The 18,029-nt window shown below is 71.8% G+C and carries 13 protein-coding genes; 7 read left to right on the forward strand and 6 right to left on the reverse strand.

From position 1 onward, the window contains the following. Positions 1 to 4 precede the first annotated feature (4 nt). Genes pcaG through pcaD form a run of 3 tightly spaced genes read left to right on the forward strand, consistent with a single transcriptional unit; the run spans position 5 to position 3,014 of the window. Positions 5 to 610, forward strand: a complete 606-nt coding sequence (gene pcaG, locus ACFCXS_RS30245; RefSeq protein WP_376646532.1) for a protocatechuate 3,4-dioxygenase subunit alpha — start codon at positions 5 to 7, stop codon at positions 608 to 610. After that, the gene (pcaB, locus tag ACFCXS_RS30250) at positions 607 to 1,902 is read left to right on the forward strand and encodes a 3-carboxy-cis,cis-muconate cycloisomerase (protein ID WP_376646533.1); all 1,296 of its coding nucleotides are present in this window, start codon (positions 607 to 609) and stop codon (positions 1,900 to 1,902) included. The genes pcaG and pcaB overlap by 4 nt, the downstream gene beginning before the upstream one ends. Further along, entirely contained in the window at positions 1,899 to 3,014 is a 1,116-nt protein-coding gene (gene pcaD, locus ACFCXS_RS30255; RefSeq protein ID WP_376646534.1) for a 3-oxoadipate enol-lactonase, read from the forward strand. Before pcaB ends, pcaD begins: the two co-directional genes overlap by 4 nt. Here the strand turns inward: pcaD and ACFCXS_RS30260 are convergent, their stop codons facing one another. Next, positions 3,015 to 5,699 (reverse strand): AAA family ATPase, encoded by a 2,685-nt coding sequence (locus ACFCXS_RS30260; RefSeq protein ID WP_376646535.1) that lies wholly within the window; start codon positions 5,697 to 5,699, stop codon positions 3,015 to 3,017. Positions 5,700 to 6,259: 560 nt separating this feature from the next. On the opposite strand from ACFCXS_RS30260, the gene ACFCXS_RS30265 reads away from it, so the two are divergent. Then, positions 6,260 to 7,462, forward strand: coding sequence for a DUF2510 domain-containing protein (locus ACFCXS_RS30265; protein ID WP_376646536.1), 1,203 nt, complete (start codon positions 6,260 to 6,262; stop codon positions 7,460 to 7,462). 111 nt (positions 7,463 to 7,573) lie between these two features. On the opposite strand, the gene ACFCXS_RS30270 is transcribed toward ACFCXS_RS30265, so the two are convergent. Then, positions 7,574 to 8,182, reverse strand: a complete 609-nt coding sequence (locus ACFCXS_RS30270; protein WP_376646537.1) for a TetR/AcrR family transcriptional regulator — start codon at positions 8,180 to 8,182, stop codon at positions 7,574 to 7,576. Between the two features lie 167 nt (positions 8,183 to 8,349). On the opposite strand from ACFCXS_RS30270, the gene ACFCXS_RS30275 reads away from it, so the two are divergent. Together ACFCXS_RS30275 and ACFCXS_RS30280 are read left to right on the forward strand one after the other, a co-directional pair. Then, entirely contained in the window at positions 8,350 to 9,213 is an 864-nt protein-coding gene (locus ACFCXS_RS30275) for a phosphatase PAP2 family protein (RefSeq protein ID WP_376646538.1), read from the forward strand. Next, positions 9,210 to 10,160, forward strand: coding sequence for a hypothetical protein (locus ACFCXS_RS30280; RefSeq protein WP_376646539.1), 951 nt, complete (start codon positions 9,210 to 9,212; stop codon positions 10,158 to 10,160). The genes ACFCXS_RS30275 and ACFCXS_RS30280 overlap by 4 nt, the downstream gene beginning before the upstream one ends. Here ACFCXS_RS30280 and ACFCXS_RS30285 read toward each other — a convergent pair. Next, on the reverse strand, positions 10,147 to 12,198 hold the full coding sequence (locus ACFCXS_RS30285; protein ID WP_376646540.1) for a phosphocholine-specific phospholipase C: 2,052 nt from the start codon (positions 12,196 to 12,198) through the stop codon (positions 10,147 to 10,149). The two genes, ACFCXS_RS30280 and ACFCXS_RS30285, sit on opposite strands and share 14 nt — an antisense overlap. 169 nt (positions 12,199 to 12,367) lie before the next feature. Between ACFCXS_RS30285 and ACFCXS_RS30290 the strand changes: the two genes are divergently transcribed. After that, entirely contained in the window at positions 12,368 to 13,651 is a 1,284-nt protein-coding gene (locus tag ACFCXS_RS30290; RefSeq protein WP_376646541.1) for an MFS transporter, read from the forward strand. Here ACFCXS_RS30290 and ACFCXS_RS30295 read toward each other — a convergent pair. The 3 genes from ACFCXS_RS30295 to ACFCXS_RS30305 all read right to left on the reverse strand — a co-directional run bounded on the left by ACFCXS_RS30295 (position 13,630) and on the right by ACFCXS_RS30305 (position 17,601). Beyond that, positions 13,630 to 14,589 (reverse strand): hypothetical protein, encoded by a 960-nt coding sequence (locus tag ACFCXS_RS30295; RefSeq protein ID WP_376646542.1) that lies wholly within the window; start codon positions 14,587 to 14,589, stop codon positions 13,630 to 13,632. The two genes, ACFCXS_RS30290 and ACFCXS_RS30295, sit on opposite strands and share 22 nt — an antisense overlap. A gap of 227 nt (positions 14,590 to 14,816) precedes the next feature. Further along, positions 14,817 to 15,245 (reverse strand): peptidoglycan-binding protein, encoded by a 429-nt coding sequence (locus ACFCXS_RS30300; protein ID WP_376646543.1) that lies wholly within the window; start codon positions 15,243 to 15,245, stop codon positions 14,817 to 14,819. 124 nt (positions 15,246 to 15,369) lie between these two features. Beyond that, a complete protein-coding gene (locus ACFCXS_RS30305) occupies positions 15,370 to 17,601 on the reverse strand; it encodes an alpha-L-fucosidase (RefSeq protein WP_376646544.1) in 2,232 nt (743 codons plus the stop codon). Positions 17,602 to 18,029 lie beyond the last annotated feature (428 nt).

An 18,029-nucleotide genomic window follows, 5' to 3' on the forward strand; every position in this document is an offset into this window, starting at 1 on the left:
GGCCATGACGAAGATCGACACCAGCTCGCCCGACCAGGTGCTGCCCACCCCGTCGCACACCGTCGGACCGTTCTACGGCCACGCACTGCCGTTCCGCGGCGGCGAGGACATCGCGCCCCTCGGGCACCCCGACACCGTCACGGTGCACGGTCACGTCACCGACGGCGAGGGCAACCCGCTGCCGGACGCCCTGATCGAGCTGTGGGGGCCGGACCCCGACGGCAACCTGCCGACCGTCGACGGCTCCATGCGGCGCGACCCGGCCTCCGGAGGTTTCCTCGGGCGCAACGGCGTGGAGTTCACGGGCTGGGGACGCATCCAGACCGACGCGAACGGCCACTGGTACGCGCGCACGCTGCGGCCCGGCGCGCGGGGGCGCAGCGCCCCGTACCTCAGTGTGTGCGTGTTCGCGCGCGGACTGCTCGTGCACCTCTACACCCGGATCTATCTGCCGGGCGACGCCGCGGTACTCGCGGCCGACCCGTTGCTGTCCGGGCTGCAGGAAGCTCGCCGCGACACGCTGATCGCCGCGGAGGAGGGCAACGGCACGTACCGTTTCGACATCCGCCTTCAGGGCGAGGGCGAGACGGTCTTCCTGGAGTTCACGTGACAGCGCACCGCGGTGACACCGGCCTGCTCGCCCCCGGGTGGGCCGATTCGGCGGCTTCCTCCGCCACCGGCGACGAGGCGTATCTGCGGGCCCTGCTCGACGCGGAGGCCGCGCTGACCCGCGCCCAGGCCGCCATGGGGCTCGCCCCGGCCGAGGCGGCGACGGCGGTCACGGCGGCGGCCGGGGCGGGTGCCTTCGACGTAGGGTCCCTCGCCGAGCGCGCCCGTGCGGGCGGCAACCCCGTCATCCCCCTGGTCGCGGATCTGACCGAGGCCGTGGGCGAGGCGTACGGGCCCTACGTCCACCGGGGCGCGACCAGCCAGGACATCATGGACACGGCGACGATGCTGGTCGCCGGCCGGACCCTCGACGTGGTCCTCGCCGACCTCGGCCGCGGCGAACAGGCGCTGTCCCGGCTGGCGGCCGAGCACCGCGACACCGCGATGCCGGGGCGCACCCTCACCCAGCACGCGGTGCCGACCACCTTCGGGCTGAAGGCTGCCGGGTGGCGGTCACTGGTGCTCGACGCGCGGGACCGGCTGCGGGCAGTCCGGGAGTCGCTGCCCGCCCAACTCGGCGGCGCGGCGGGAACACTGGCGGCCTTCGGGGCGTACGGCGCGGGTGATCCGGCCGGGCTGCCGGAGGCGTACGCCCGCGAACTCGGTCTGCGGGCACCCAACCTGCCCTGGCACACCCTGCGCACACCGGTCGCCGACCTCGCCGGATGCCTCGCGTTCACGGCGGGCGCGCTCGGCAAGCTCGCCGTGGACGTCCTCACCCTGTCGCGCACCGAGATCGCCGAGGTCACGGAGGGCAGCGGCGGGGGCTCGTCCGCCATGCCGCACAAGTCCAACCCCGTACGGTCCACCCTGATCGCCTCCGCCGCGCGGCGGGCACCCCAGCTCGCGGCGACCCTGTACGGGGCGATGGCAGCGGAGGACGAACGCCCGGCCGGCGCCTGGCACGCCGAGTGGGAACCGCTGCGGGATCTGCTGCGGCTGGCCGGAGGTGCCGCCCGGGACGCCGCCGAACTGGCCGAGGGGCTGCGGGTCAGGCCCAAGACCATGCGCGAACACCTGGATCTCACCCACGGGTTGATCGTCTCGGAGCGGCTGTCCGCCGAACTGACCCCGGTGCTGGGCCGGGCCCGCGCCAAGGAGCTCCTCACACGGCTGGCGTCCGAGGGGCGACCGCTCGCCGAGGCACCCGAGCTGGCCGACGTGGATCTCGATCCGGCCCATTACACGGGCTCCGCCGGAGTCCTCACCGACCGTGCTCTGGAGCGACGTTGACACTTCTGAACCACCATGCGGAAGGGCCCGCCTCCGCTCCCCCACTGCTGCTCGGCCCTTCGCTCGGCACCTCGTACGCCCTGTGGGACGACGTGGCGCCCGAGCTGTCGATCACCCATCGGGTGGTGCGCTGGGACCTGCCCGGGCACGGCGGTTCGACGGCCGGTCTCATCCGGGCGGGCGCGAGCGTCGGTGACCTCGCGGGGCGGGTGCTGGCGCTCGCCGACTCGCTCGCCATCGAGCGGTTCGCGTATGCGGGTGTGTCCCTGGGCGGGGCCGTGGGGCTGCATCTGGCGGTGCACCATCCTGAGCGCCTGACCTCGCTCGCCGCGATCTGCTCGTCGGCCCACTTCAACGGGTCCAGGCCGTGGGAGGAGCGGGCCGCGCTGGTACGGCGTGAGGGGCTGGCCGGGCTGGCGGACAACGCCGGCGCGCGCTGGTTCGCCGGGGACTTCACCGTGCCGCGCCTGGTCCGGGACCACCGGGACGCCGACCCGGAGGCGTACGCCGCCTGCTGTGACGCGCTCGCCGCGTTCGACCTGCGGGACCGGCTGCCGGAGATCGCCGTGCCGACCCTGCTGGTCGCCGGCCGTGAGGATCCCGCGACACCGCCCGCGCACCTGCGGGAGATCGCCGACGCCGTGCCGGGCGCGACGCTCGTGGAACTGCCGGGCGCCTCGCACCTCGCGCCCGCCCAGTGCCCGAAGGCGGTGCTGACCGCCCTGCGCGCCCACTTGGGCCAGGGCGCCCTCCTGGGCATGGCGGTACGGCGCGAGGTGCTCGGCGACGAGCACGTCGACCGGGCTCAGACCCGCCAGACCGCGTTCACGGCCCGGTTCCAGGACTTCATCTCGCGCTACGCCTGGGGCGAGATCTGGACCGACCCGACGCTGTCCCGCCGCGAGCGCAGCATGATCACCCTCACCGCGCTGGTCGCACACGGCCACTACGACGAGCTGGCCATGCACGTCCGCGCGGCCCGCCGGGGCGGCCTCACCCCGGAGGAGATCGGCGCGGTGCTCCTCCAGACGGCCGTGTACTGCGGGGTACCGGCGGCGAACTCGGCGTTCGCGACGGCCCAGCGGGTACTGGCGGAAGAGGACGGCGCGTGACTACGCCGGGCCCGCACCGGCCCTGAGGGCGGCACGTGCCCGCTCCGCCAGTCCGTCGGCCCCGCACGAGACCGCCAGGTCCAGGCCGCGGTACAGGTCGGCCGGTGAACGGGCGGCGATGCCGAACTCGATGCGGGCCGCCGCGTGTTCGTACTGGCAGGGCGACGCCTCCAGGTACGTGACGGCCTGGCCGTAGAGCCGGACCGCCCGCTGGCCCGTCTCCAGGTCGGCGGCGCAGCGCAGGGCTTCCCCTATCGCCGTGTCCGTGCCGAAGCGCTCGGCCTGGCGGCGGACGTCGACGGCGAGCCGCGCGGCCCGGGCCGGGTCCTCGGTGCGCAGGGCGCGGGCGAGGTCGGCCGCCCAGGGGACGAGCACCGGGTTGTGGTGTCCACGGGCCGCTGCCGCCTTCTCCGCGGCCTCCAGTTCGTTGATGCCGTCCTTGGTGCGGCCGACGGCCAGCAGCAGCCGGCCGCGCACCGAGCGGGGATCGGGCAGGACGATGGTGGACGGGTAGGGCGGGGCGAAGCCGTGCCGTTCGGCGACCTCCCAGGCCTGCTCGACCTGGCCGCGGGCGAGCAGGGTGTCGACCAGGCTGCAGGTCGCGGACCAGTACAGGGGCAGGCCGCGGCCGACGCGCTCGGCCAGGCGCAGTGCCTCGCGCAGGGACGCCTCGGCCTCCTTGAGCCGGCCTCGCCTGCGGTGGCCGATCCCGACGTAGGCGTGGGCCAGGGCGAGGTGGCCGCCGCTCCAGCCGGCCGTCTCGTAGGCGCGCAGCGCTTCGTTGTAGAGGGTCTCGGCGCGGTCCAGACGGTCGGTGAAGCCGTACGCGTTGGCCAGCATCAGCAGCAGTTCGATGCCCCACTCGGTGTCGGTCCAGCCGAGTCCGGGGGCGAGGCGGCCGTTGACGAGGGCGCGGTCGCACAGTTCGGCGACCTCCTCGGCGTTCTCGCCGTGCATCAGGGCGTCGAAGCCGCGCAGGATGAGCAGGGCGCGTTCGGAGTTGTCCCGGCCGGTGCAGGGGCGGGCGAGGTCGGCGAGCCGCTGGGAGCGGCCGGGTGAGGCGGCCTCGCCGGCGTGCAGCCCCTCCCACATGAACTGTGCGGCCTGCAGCCGCATCCGGTCGGGGCCCGGCTGGAGCCGGGCGGCCTCCGCCTCGACCGTGCGGACGGCTTCCTCCAGCTGGTCGTTGTGGAGCAGCGCCTGGGAGAGCCGGAAGACGGCGTCGACCCGCTGGCCGCCTTGGAGGCCGGGCATGCCGAGCGCGGTGCGCAGATGGCCGATGGTGCGGGCGGGCGCGGTGAGGAAGGTGGCCTCGGCCAGTTCGTACAGCACCTGCGGGTGCGACTCGGGCCGGGGCGGTTCCTCCAGGGCACGTTCCAGGCAGCGGCGGGCCGCGTCGGGGGCGCCGACGGCGAGGTGCTCGCGGGCGGCCTCGCGCAGTTGCGTGACGAGTTCCTCGTCGTCGTCCGGGTGGACCTCCAGGAGGTGGCGGGCGGCCGCCGCGGCGCCGTGTCCCTCGTCGGAGACGATCCGGGCGGCGATGCCGTGCATGGCGGTGCGCAGGGCGTCGGGGATGGAGTTGTAGACGGCGGTGGCGATCAGCGGGTGGACGAATTCGAGATCGCCGTCGGCGCTGCGTCCCGTCGCGGGGTCGGGCGCGGTGAGGATCCGGGCGGTGTGCAGCAGGTCGGCGCAGCGGCGGGCGTCGCCCGGTCGCAGGGTGGCGAGCTTGGCGACCAGGTCGACGGAGATGCCGGTGCCGAGGATGGCGGCGGCCCAGGCGAACCTGGTGGCGTCGATGCCCAGTTCCTCCAGGCGGGCGACGAGGCCGCCGCCGCGGGCCGAGCGGTTCAGGTCGCGCAGTTCGCCGGCGCGGGCCTCGACCGGTTCGAGCTCGCTGTCCTGCACTCGGGCGAGCAGTTCGACGGCGTCGTAGGGGTTGCCCGCGGTGACGGCCCAGACCTCTCGGCAGAACGCGGCGGCGGCGTGTTCCCCGAGGGCGGCGCGGGTGAGTCCGGCCGTGGCGTCCGGGGTGAGGGCGCTCAGGGCCGTGGCGGGGCCGTGCGCGGCGGCGGCGACGGTGTCGAGGTGGCGGGCGCTCGCACCGGAGACCTCTTCGGGGCGGCGCGTGACGACGACCAGGACGGACATCTCGTCCAGGCGCTCGGCGAGTCCCGCGAGCCAGTGCAGGGTCTCCTGGTCCGCCCAGTGGGCGTCGTCGATCATCAGCACCAGCGGCCAGTCGCGGCGGGCGAGCCGGCGCACGGCCGCTACCAGGCCGTCGCACACACCTTGCGGGTCGGCCTGCCGGTCGCCCGGCTCGGCGATGCCGAGGGCGGGTCCGGCGATGTCGTACCAGTCGCCGAGATACTCGCGGGCCTCCTCCGGCAGCATCGACACCAGCGCCGGCTGCAGCAACTGCCGTACCACGTTGAAGGGGACCGACCTGAGGGTCTCACCGCCGCGCGCGGACCAGACCGTGCAGCCGCGCGCCTCGGCGATGCGGCGGGTTTCGGCCAGCAGGGCGGTCTTGCCGAGTCCGGCCTCGCCGCGGAAGACCAGCAGTCCGCCGGACGAGGAACGGTCCACGCACAGGCGGTCCACCGCCCGCTCGACGGCGGCGACCTCCTTGTCCCGCTCCCACAGGGAAGCCGAGGCGGCGGCCGTGGGCCGTACCTCCGTCATCCCGCTACCTCCCCAAGTCGCCCGAACGACGTACAGACATCGAGCCTAGCCGTCCGATTGCCCGAGTGGAGGGTGGTCGGGGCACCTCTTGCCGTGACGGGTGACACCGGGTGCGGCCGGGCGACGCGCCTGGCCCGTCACCAGCCGCCTTCGAGTCAACGGCTCGCAAAGTCAAGGGTGGTGACGTCCACTCAGCTACGAGAGGGCACACACACGGCGCGGCCGACGGGCGCGGGGGCGGTGCTGCGGCCCTCGCATCGAGGGGTACGAGTCGGTGTCCACGGCCACGTGGCGACCGTCATCGCGGGGCGGTTCGTCATGCCGGCGGGCGGCAAGGAGACAGAGCTCCGGTCGTGACGTGCCGGCCGGTCGCCCTCGTCTTCGTCCTCCGTCCGGTCGGGGCGGCGCTTTTCGGCCGTCGGGGCCACCGGGTCGGGCGGCGTACGGCGCCGGTCCCGGCTTCCGCCGAGGGCGGCCCGGCGGTCGATGCGGCTGCAGCCGGAACAGCCGGTTCCGACTCCTCTCATGCCTCTTTCACCGACGCCTCATACGGTGGGGGCATGACGCAGGAGACTCCTCCCGGGTGGTACGCCGATCCCGGACAGACGACTGACGGGCCCGCCACCGAGCGCTGGTGGGACGGCCGGGCCTGGACGGACCGCACCCGCCCGGTGCAGCCGCCCGCGACCTGGGGTCCCCCGACGGGCCCGGCGTCCGCCGAGACCGTATCGACGCAGCAGACGGCATCCGACGCGCCGCCCGCCGAGACCCCGGCGCAACCGGCCCCCGCCGGGCAGCCGAACCCCGCCGAGCAGCCGGGAGTCGGGCAGCACCCGGGGGGCTGGGGTTCCGGAGCCGCCGGGCATGCGAGTGCTGCCGGGCACGCCCCCTGTCCCGCCTATCCCGCCCATCCCGCCGCGCCTCCCGGCGGAAACGGGCGGCGGCTGCGGACAGGTGCCGCCGTCGCCGCTGCCGTGGCCGTCCTCACCTGCATCGGCGTGGGCGTCTACGCGTTGACGGACAACAGCGGCGGTGGCGGTTCGCCCACCTCGCAGGGGCCCGGCGGGCCGGGCGCCCCCGGAGGCCAGGGCGGCCCGTTCGGCGGACCGGGCGGATCCGGAGGGTCGGGCGGATCCGGAGGTTCGGGCGGCTCGGGCGGATCCGGAGGCAACGGCGGCGACGGCGGGTCCGGTGGGCAGAGTCCGCGACCCGAGCAGTCACAGCCGCCGAAGGTCAGGAGCGGGTCGGTGACCGATGTGGTCAGCGGCATCAGTCTGCCGATCCCGAAGGGCTGGTACGGCCAGCAGGCCGAGGCCGGTGCCCAGGTGACGTCCGACGACTCCTACAAGTGCCCCGGCGACACCTCCGCGACCTGCACGAAGGGCGGCGCCTACTCGGCCCCGGCCCTGCTGCTCGGCGCCAAGGGCGCCACCGCAGAGGAGATCGCGAAGGCGGACATCGCGAAGAACGCCGAGGAGTCCTACGGCGGCAAGTCCTACGGCGGGATCACCTCCCACGACGTGCTCGACGCCAAGGCCGTGACCGTGGCCGGGCAGCAGGGCTACCAGGTCCGCTGGAAGGCCGTCACCAGCAAGGGCGCCGACGGCATCGTGGAGTCGCTCGCCTTCCCCTCCCCCGCGAACGCCAAGCAGATGGTGATCGTGCGGTTCGGCGTCGACGCGGACCAGAAGGAGACCCTGCTCGACGACATCACCAAGGGCATCAAGGTGGCGACGGGCAGCGGCAACGGCCAAACCGTCTGACGCCCGGCACCCGCACACCGGTCGGGGGGGGGGGGGGGCGCCCCCCCCCCCCCCCCCGGGGGCGGCGGGGGGGGGCCCCCGCCCCCCCGGGGGGGGGGGCCCCCCCGGGTCTCAGGTCAGGCCCAGTGCCGGCAGCACGGCGGCCTCCACGAAGCGGACCAGGTAGTCCGGGTCCGCGTACTCGCCCTCCAGGACGGGCCGGATGCGCAGGACGCCGAACATCTGCGCCGGGATGTACTCCAGCGCCGGGTGGCCGGCGGGCACTTCGCCCCGTTCGACCCCACGCCGGATGATCTCCTTCAGCGCGGCGATCTCCGGTTCGACGAGCGCCTCGCGCAACGCGCGCTGCAACTCCGGGTCCTGAGGGGCCGCGTGCACGAGCGCCTGGAGAAGCTTGGTGTCCCGGCCCGACAGCTCTCCCGCCGCCCGGGCCGCCTCACGCAGGTCGTCCGCGAGCGAGCCGGTGTCGATACAGCGCGTCCGCCGGTGCGAGCGCAGCGCGGCCGCGACGAACTGGGGCTTGGTCTTCCACTGGCGGTAGAGCGTGGACTTGCTGCACCGGGTGCTGGCGGCGATCCCCTCCATGGTGACGGAGTCGTAGCCGCACTCCCGGAGTTGCTCCAGCACCGCGTCGTAGAACTCCTGCTCACGCTCGGGCGTGATCTTGGAGCGGCGCGTGGCACCGAGCGGCTCGGGCCGGTCCGCAGCCTGCGACGTCATCGGCGGTGCTCCTGCCTTTCTCGAGGCGGCCGGAAAATTCCCGGTCGGAGGTGTGTCCTACGTCTATCGATACGCCAGTGTACCGGTACGCAGCCGTATCGGTACACTGGCGTATCGGTACGCTCTCGTACCGATAAGAGCACCACCGTCACCGAAGGGGCCGGGGGATGAATGCCCGCACCGAGCCTGCGCCGGCGGGGTCCGACGCGATAGCGCGACCGCCGCTCGTCCGGGAGCTCCTGCTCGTCGCAGGGCTCTTCCTCGTCTACAAGTTCGGCCGGCAGCTGGCCACCGGCCACACCGGCGAGGCCTTCCACGACGCACACCGCGTCTGGGACTTCGAGCGGGTGGTCCATCTCCCCGCCGAGGGAGCGGTCCAGTCCCTGCTGCTGCACGGCGACGGTCTGGTGCACGTCGCGAACACCTACTACGCGGCCGTCCACTTTCCCGCCACCGCCGCCTTCCTGATCTGGCTCTACCTGCGCCGCCCGGTGCACTACGTCTGGGCCCGCCGGGTCCTGGCCGCGGTCACGGCCGCCGCACTGGTGCTGCATCTGCTGTTCCCGCTGGCACCGCCGCGCATGCTGGCGGCGACCGGCCTGGTCGACACGGCACGGGTGTACGGGCCGTCGGTGTACGGCGATCCCGCGACGGACTCCCTGTCGAACCAGTTCGCGGCGATGCCGTCCTTGCACTTCGGCTGGGCGCTGATGGTGGCGATCGGCCTGATCGTCGCGACCCACTCCCGGTGGCGCCTGATGTGGCTGGCGCATCCGCTGCTGACGCTGCTGGTGATCGTCGGCACGGCGAACCACTACTGGCTGGACGCGATCGTCGCGGCGGCCCTGCTCGGCCTCGCGCTCGCGGTGATCCGGCCCGAGACCCCGTCCGGGGGGACCCCCGTCTCGCTTCGCTCCCGGCACCGCACGGCGAGCACGGCAGGGCGTGCGCACGACAGCCTCGTACCGGCGCAGGACAGCCTCGTACCGGCGCAGCGGGACGAGCAGGCACTCGCGGGGGCGGGCCGATGAGCGCCGTCGGGATCGCCCTCGCCCTGTCCCTCGTCTCGGCCGTCGCCTACGCCGCCGCCGCGGTCGCGCAGGAACGGCTCGCCTCCCGTTCCCCGGGAGCGGGCACGCTGCGGCTGCTCGGCAGCGGAGCCTGGTGGTGGTCGGTCGGGCTGAACGCGTCCGCCGCGTTGCTGCACGTCGTCGCCCTCCGGTACGGCCCGCTGACCGTGGTGCAGCCGCTCGGCGCGCTCACCCTGGTCGCGGCGGTGCCCATGGGGGCGCGGATGGCGGGACGGCGGGTGAGCGCGGTCGAGTGGAAGGGCACCGCGCTGACGCTGCTCGGTCTGGGCGCGATCCTGGTTTCGGCGTCCGGTCCGGCGCCGGACGGTGTGCTGAGCGTCCCCGAGGCACTGGCGGTGGCCGGCGCCACCGCGGCGCTCATCGGGATGCTGTCCCGGCCCGGCGCCCGCCCCGGCCTGCGGCACGCGACCGCGTCCGGTCTCGCCTCCGGGGTCGCCTCGGCCCTCACGCAGACCGTGACGGTGGCCGCGACGGACCGGTCCGGCCCGGTGCTGAGCGTCCAGGTGGTCGGTGTGGCCCTGATCGTTGCGGCCTTCGCGGCCGGCGGGCTGGTGTTGTCACAGACGGCGTACCGGGGAGGTCTGGGCGGGCCCCTCGCGATGGTGACCCTGTCCAACCCGCTGGCCGCCGCGGTGATCGGCCTGTCGTTGCTGGGCGAACGCCTTCAGGGCGGCCCTGCGGGTGTGCTGCTCGCGCTCGCGGGTGCGGGCCTCGCGTCCTGGGGCGTGGTGCTGCTGACCCGGACCACACCCGCGGCGTCCCCGGTCGACGACGCCCACCCGGTGGCCGCCGTCCTGGCCCTGGAGCCCGGCTCGGCCACGCCCGAACCGGCTCTGGTGCCCCGGCCGCACGATCCGGGGCACCTCACACCCGCTACGCGGTGGTGATCGCCGGGTCGCTCACCCCCGGCCGGCCGTTCTCGACGTGCCCGGCGAAACGCCGCAGGAACGCCTTGTCGCCCTCGGCGGTGACGGTCAGGTCGTACCAGCGGTGGCCGGCGGCGAGTTCGACGGTCCGGCACACCTTCGCCCCGGGACGGACGGAGACGGTCGCGGGCCGGCCGCCGTAGGCGTCGGTGAGCTTCAGACGGACCGTGCCGGAGCCCTTGTTGGTGAAGGTCAGCTCGATGTCGTCGCCGGTGTGACGGGCGGTGACCTCGCCGCCGGCCGCCTTGTTCGAACCCTTGAAGACGCGCACGAAGCCGTTCGGGCCGTGCACGGTCAGGTCGTAGGAGCCCCCGGAGAACGCCGAGTTCCAGGTGTCGGAGAGCGTCTTGCCGGCCTCGGTGGTGTACGTCCAGGGGCCGTCGGTGCGGTTGCCCGAGGTGACATGGAAGGCGCCGCCCGCCTTCGCGCCGGAGGCGAAGGTGAGGGTGAGCTTCCCGGCCCCGCTGTCGACCGAGGCGTCGACGTGCGGGGCGTACTTCAGCGGCCGGGTGCGGCGCAGGCCGCGCTCCTGGCGGGGCATGCGCGGGTCGGCCGGCGGGACGGGCCTGTAGTCGGGGTGGCGTTCGCGGTCCTGCGGCTCGTACGCGTCGGTGCCGGGCAGCGGGGCCGGGCGCGCGTCCTTGCGGGAGAAGTCGAACGCGGACGTCAGATCACCGCAGATGGCCCGGCGCCACGGCGAGATGTTGGTCTCGCGCACACCGAAGCGGCGCTCCATGAACCGCAGGATCGAGGTGTGGTCGAGGGTCTCGGAGCAGACGTAGCCGCCCTTGCTCCACGGGGAGACGACCAGCATCGGGACCCGGGGGCCCAGGCCGTAGGGACCGGCGGTGTTCTTGGCGTCCCCCGGGAAGAGGTCGAGGGAGACGTCCACGGTGGACAGGCCGCGTGAGGCGTCCTTCGGGGGCAGCGGCGGCACCACGTGGTCGAAGAAGCCGTCGTTCTCGTCGTAGGTGATGAACAGGGCGGTCTTCGACCAGACCTCCGGGTTGGAGGTGAGCGCGTCCAGGACCTGGGCGATGTACCAGGCGCCGTAGTTCGAGGGCCAGTTGGAGTGCTCGGAGAAGGCCTCGGGGGCGGCGATCCAGGAGATCTGCGGCAGCTTTCCGGCCTTCACGTCCGCTTTCAGCACGTCGAAGTAGCCGTCACCGGCCTTGGCGTTCGTGCCGGTGCGGGCCTTGTCGTACCAGGGGTCGCCGGGCTTGGCGTCGCGGTACTTGTCGAAGTACAGCAGCGAGTTGTCGCCGTAGTTGCCTCGGTAGGCGTCCTGGATCCAGCCCCAGGAGCCCTGGGCGTCGAGGCCGTCGCCGATGTCCTGGTAGATCTTCCAGGAGATGCCGGCCTGCTCCAGGCGTTCGGGGTAGGTCGTCCAGCCGTAGCCCAGTTCGTCGTTGCCGAGGACCGGGCCCCCGCCGGTGCCGTCGTTGCCGGTGCACCCGGACCACATGTAGTAGCGGTTCGGGTCGGTCGAGCCGATGAACGAGCAGTGGTAGGCGTCGCAGACGGTGAAGGAGTCGGCGAGGGCGTAGTGGAACGGGATGTCCTCGCGGGTGAGGTACGCCATGGTCGTGGTGCCCTTGGCCGGCACCCACCGGTCGTACTTGCCCCCGTCGTAGGCCTGGTGCCCGTCGGGCCAGGAGTGCGGCAGGCCCTCCAGGAACTGCATGCCGAGGTCGTCGGCGTCCGGGTGGAACGGCAGGATCTCCTTGCCGTCCTTCTCCTGGTGCCAGACCGGTTTGCCGTTGTCGAGGGTGACCGGGCGGGGGTCGCCGAATCCGCGGACTCCTCTCAGGGTGCCGAAGTAGTGGTCGAAGGAACGGTTCTCCTGCATGAGGACGACGATGTGCTCGACATCCTCGATCGACCCCGTGCGGTGGTTCGCCGGAAGGGCGGCGGCACGCTGGATGCTGGCGGACAGGGCACTGAAGGCCGTGGTGGCACCCGCGAGTTGGAGAAAGCGGCGCCGGTTTACTTCGGACATGAAGGACAGACCTCTCATCCTGAGGTGCGGGATGGCCGGAACGTGACGGAATCTGCGCGGAAGGAGTGTTTCAGGGACACCAAACGCCAAGGAAGGGGCACGTGACACTCGTGTGAAAGTCGCCGGTACGGAGGGTGTGCCGCGGCCTCGGCAGGGGAGGGTGAGGGGCGTGACAGAGACGCAGACGGTTTCCCCGCCGACGAAACGGCCCGTTCGCCAGCTCCTCGCCGCCTCGGTCGGCAACGCTGTGGAGTGGTACGACTGGTACGCCTACACGTTTCTGGCCACCTACATAGCCGCGCAGGTCTTCCCCAAGAGCGCGGACAACTCACTGGTGCCGCTGCTGTCCACGTTCGCGGTGTTCGCGGTGGGGTTCTTCATGCGGCCGGTGGGCGGTCTGCTGATGGGCGCGGTCGCGGACCGGCACGGGCGGCGCGCCGCCCTCACGGTCACCATCCTGCTGATGGGCGGCAGCAGCCTCCTGGTCGGGCTCACCCCGACCTACGCGGCCGTGGGCGTCCTGTCGCCGGTCGTCCTCGTCCTCGCCCGGCTGCTGCAGGGGCTCTCCGTGGGCGGCGAGTTCGCGGCCTCCACGACGTTCCTGGTGGAGTCGGCGGGGCCCGGCCGGCGCGGGCTGTTCTCCAGCTTCCAGTACGTGTCGACGACGGTGGGGCAGCTGGTCGCCTCCGCCGTCGCCACGCTGCTCGTGGACACGCTGAGCGACGGGCAGATGAACGGCTGGGGCTGGCGGGTGCCGTTCGTGCTCGGGGCCGTACTGAGCCTGGTCGGCTTCTGGATCCGGCAGGGCGCGCAGGAGACCCGCAGCGCCGAGCAGCAGCAGGCCCCCCGCCCCGGACTGTTCGAGGCGCTGCGCCGGCATCCGCGCGAGTCGCTGCTCATCGGCGGCATCACGGCGGGCGGCACCATCGCGTACTACACGTGGACGTCGTACCTGCCGACGTACGCCGAACTCAACGCCGGCGTCGAGAAGGCGGACGCGCTGCTCGCGGGCACGATCTCACTGGCCTTCTTCGCCCTGCTGCAGCCGCTCGGCGGCCTGCTGTCGGACCGCTTCGGCCGCCGCCCCCTGCTGCTCTTCTTCGGCCTGGGCTTCGCGCTGCTCGCGGTGCCCCTGCTGCACACCCTGAGCGACTCGTTCGCCGTGCTGCTGCTCGTGCAGTGCGCGGGCATGGTGCTGCTGACCGGGTTCACCTCGATCAGCGCGGCCGTGAACGCGGAGATCTTCCCGCCCCGGGTGCGCGCGGCCGGCATCGGTTTCCCCTACTCCCTGACGGTGGCCCTCTTCGGCGGCACCGCCCCGTACGTGGGCACGCTGTTCAAGGAGCAGGGGCACTCGGGGCTGTTCCCCTGGTACGTCGCGGTGATCTGCCTGGTGTCGTCGGTGGTGTACCTGCGCCTGCCGGAGACGGCTCACGCGCCGCTGCGGCGGTGAGGGGGTCCGCCGTCGGGGGTCGGCTCAGCGTCTCCGTCGTTCCCGCGCGGCCCCGCGTTCGGTACGTCGTGCGGCCCCGCCCCATTGGGCGACCCGGCGACGGATGCGGACAGTCCCTCCCGGACGGCGGCCCTCTCCCGGTCGACCACGGCATCGGTGGTCTGGCGGACCTCCGACAGCGTCATCTGGGCGCGGTCGTCGACGAGCCGGGTCACCAGGTGCTGTGCGGCACCGAAGGCCGCGGCCCATGCGAGGACCTGCGCCCTGCTGTCGAGGTCGCTCAGGCCGGGGACGAACGCGCCCCGGATCAGCAGCAGCCCGAGGAAGGCCGACAGGGCGCCGGTCGGCAGCTTCAGCACCGCCGACGCGAGGGGCAGCATGTAGGGGGAGTCGGTGCCCCGGATACGGCGCAGCGAGGCGATGACGGTGAGGGCGGCACCGGCGAGTCCGGCGATCTCGACGGTCAGGATGTCCGTCGCACCGGCCAGCCTGCTCGGGTCGACGTCGGCGGACTCGTTGTGGTGTTCGGCGGTGGGACAGACGACGGTGACGGTGTCTCCGGAGCCGCCTTGGGGCGAGAAGCACAACGACAGCGAACCGGGCGACAGCCATCCGTAGAGCGCCAGGCTGATCACGCCGAGGGTCACGACGACCGTGGCGGCCCAGAGGATGTTGCGCAGACTGCGCACCCGGGCCAACTCGTCGTCCAGGGTGCTGTACGCGGCGTCGAGCGCGCGGGCCATGAGGTCCCGGTCGGCCGGGGTGATGTCGCCGCCGGTGATGGGGCGGATCCGCAGGGCGAGACGGGCCCGGCGCGGGTCGTCGGCGTCAAGATGATCCTGGACCAGCGCCATGACCTCACTGGCGCGACCTGCGGCCTCCTCGTCCGCGACCAGTTGAATGAGCAGTACCTCGGCGCTGCGGATATTCGAGCACACGCCCTCGCGGGCAGCGGATCCCGACCACGGTTTCCGCCATCCGAAATCTTCGTCCGCAGCCGCACGTGCTTTTTCGAGATGCCCCCGCATTCCCTCGATGAGCGCCGTCCGGTCTCCGCGGGCCCGCCTGGTGCTCTCGTGTCGCAATTCCGTTTCGAGGTACGCGATACGGGCCCTGGCCCGTGCGCGCCAGGCCGTCCGCGGAGGCCGGCCCGACGCGATCCCGATCACTCGAAGACGGCGGGTACGTGAAGCCTCTCCCAGGACTTCCGGCCCGGCGTGCCGTCGGCGTCGTGGCCTGTGAATCCGAGCTTGCGCTGCCACATCGCGTACGACTTCCGGTCCGCCTCGCTCCACTGGGAGTCGGGCCCGGCGGCGTACGCCGAGCACTCCTCCTCGATGAGACGGAATCCCATGGCCTCGATGACCGGGCTCGTCACGGAGGACTGGAAGAAGTCGGCACCCGGGAACGGCTCGAATTCACCGTGCATGTCCGGTGCGGACACCCGGATCCGCTGACCCGGGTGGATGAGGTCCGGATTCTCGATCTGGGGATTCCATTCGAGAATCTGGTTCAGCGTCACATGGAACATGGACGCGATCTTGTTGAGGTTGTCACCGTGCTTCACTACGTAGAACTCCGTCATGGTTCCCATATGCCCAGATTAGGCGCATTCTTCGTGATGAAGAAATCGGGGAATCCGTTGCGATTTCACTCTTTGACGCGACAACTGCTTCTGCCTGACGGAAGGTACGTCGCGGCGGCACGGTGTGCGGGAATCACAGCGCGGTGAAGGTCCACAGAAGGTTGGTGCTGCTGCCGTAGGTCCACTGCTTGGTGAGGGAGCCGGAAGCGACGTTGCCGCCGCCGTCGAGGACCAGACCGGTGGTGCGGTTGTGGATCGAGTAGCGGTCGCCGCCCCTGGGGGTGATGGTCCACTGCTGGTTGCTGCCGCCGTTCCAGGGCGCCTGGCGGGCCGGGGAGCCGTCGTCGGTGGCGCCCCAGCCGTCGGCGACCATGCCGTTGGTGCGGTTGACCAGCCTGTAGTAACCGCCTGCGACCGCTTCGGCCTGCCATTGCAGGTTGGGACTGCCGTCCCAGGTCCACTGCTTGAGGTTGGAGCCGGAGGCGACGTCGCCGCCGCCGTCCAGGGCGAGTCCGTTGGTGACGTTGGTGATCCGGAAGCGGGCCGCAGGGTCGAACCGGACCTTCAGGGAGGCGATCTGGTCGTTGTTGCCGGTGGTCCGCAGATCGGGGTTCTCGCCGTTGAAGGTCCAGGACGTGCCGGTGAAGTCGTCCCCGGAGTAGCCGATCACCTGGTACCCGGCGGCCGGTCGCAGGGAGGACAGGGTGCGCGTGCCCAGTCCGGCCGCGGCGAGGTCGGCCGCGGTGTGGTCGCCGACGGCGAACACTCCCGCGCTGCCGGTGTAGTCCACGTCGGAGAAGGCGATGGCGCCCGTGAGCGGCCGAAGGCCGGGGATCGCGCCGGAGAAGGTGAGCTTGAGCACGTAGGCGCCGGCACTGTAGGGCGCCGTGGAAGGCAGGGTGAGGGTGAGGCCGGAGGAGTTCTGGGTGGGGGCGGGCAGGTCGATGTACGTGCCGGCGGTGGTGCCGAGGAGCTTCACCGAGGACAGCGAGGCGAGGTTGATCCGCTCCGAACCGAGGGTCTTGATCGTCAGCGAACCGCCCGGCCAGCCCAGGACGGTGGCATACAGGACGGTGCCGGCCTTGTTGCGGGTGAAGCGGATGTCCTGCGCCGTGCCGGCGTGCGGGGTGGTGAACGACCCGCCGCCCATCTTCGTCGGGCCCTCGCCGTAGGCGGCCCAGGCGCGGGTGGCGTACAACGACTCACCGAATCGCTTCAGGTGGTCTCCGATACCGAGCAGGATGTCCTTTTGCGCCTGGGGGATGGTGCCGTCCGCCATCGGTGCGATGTTCAGCAGCATGTTGCCGTTCTTGCTGACGCGGTCGATGAAGGAGTGCAGCATCTGCTGGAACGTGTAGTAGCCGATGCCCTGGGTGTAGCACCAACTGCTGCTGGAGATGCTGTCGTCGGTCAGCCAGTACGGGGTGGTGAGGTCGGCCGGGCCGCCGCGCTCGTAGTCGAAGACCTCGCCCTTGCCGTTCATGCCGTCCTTGTAGGTGGCGACGACCTCACGGCCCCAGCTGTCGGCCTGGTTGTAGTAGTACGCCAGGAAGTTCAGGCGCTGTCGCTCGTCGACCTCGTCCAGATTGAAGTCCTGCCAGAGGATGTCGGGCCGAGCGCGGTCGATAACCTCCTTGAGCTTGTCGAACCAGAGCTGGTTCTCGGCGGCCGAACCCAGTTGCCCGTAAAGTTTCTTGAGGCCGGGGTCCGTCTGGGCGGGGGCGAACTCGTAGAAACCGGTGAAGTTGTAGGCGTGGTGCATGGCCACCAGCAGCTTGAGGCCCTTGGCGCGGACGGCCGTGGAGAAGAGCTTCAGCAGGTCGAGCCCCGGACCCTTGTTCACCGAGTTCCACTCGTTCACCTGGCTGTCCCACATGGAGAAGCCGTCATGGTGCTCGGCGACCGGCCCGGCGAACTTGGCGCCGGCGTCGACGAACAACTGCACCCACTCGTCGGGGTCGAAGTTGCCTCCGGCCGACTTCAGTTTCGGCGCGAACTTCACGAAGTTGCCCGCCAGGTCCCGGGCTCCGTCGATGAAGTTGTGGTACGGCCACGCGGAGGGCTGGCCGTAGGTCGCGATGTGGTGCTGCCGGACCGAGTCGCCGGCCTGGTACATGGTGCGCGGGTACCACTCGTTGCCGAAGGCCGGGACGCTGAAGACACCCCAGTGGAAGTAGATCCCGAACTTGGCGTCCTGGAACCACTCCGGAGCCGCCGGGTGCCGGTCGACCGAGTCCCAGTCGGGCGTGTACGTGCTCGGTGCCGCCCGGGCGACGCCGGCCCCGAGGCCGCCGCCGGCGATGGCTGCTGCCGCTACACCCGTGGCGGCGGACAGGAACTGGCGTCTGTTGAGAGAGCTCGACATGAGGACATCCCTGAAGTGGGGGACAAGGGACCAGGGGGACATGCGCCGCCTGTGGTTCTGGAACGTCGCGGTTACGCATGAAGTTCGACCATGTGACGCACTGCTGTCAACGGGCGTGCAGGGATGAAAGTGTTCTCGCGACTTACATTTCCGTACCTTTTGAGCGTTATTCGTTTAATGTCCTAGCTCAAACATGGCATGTTTGTGGCTGCCCGAGAGCGCGCCGCCGAACGTCGACCAGCTCTCGCGCTCCCCGCACTCCTTCTCGGCACCTCCCATGTCTGATCTGACGTCAGGGGGCGGGCCGGAGGCGAATTCACAAGCACGCCCGGCCATTTCGTGTCGCGAGACTGGACAGCGGCAACGTTCGTATCCGTTAATCCATCCCATGTATCAGTGGAGAGGACTGATCGGACCACGCCCCCGTG

It is taken from the genome of Streptomyces sp. NPDC056373 (assembly GCF_042262425.1).
In the GTDB taxonomy this organism is placed as follows: Bacteria; Actinomycetota; Actinomycetes; order Streptomycetales; family Streptomycetaceae; genus Streptomyces.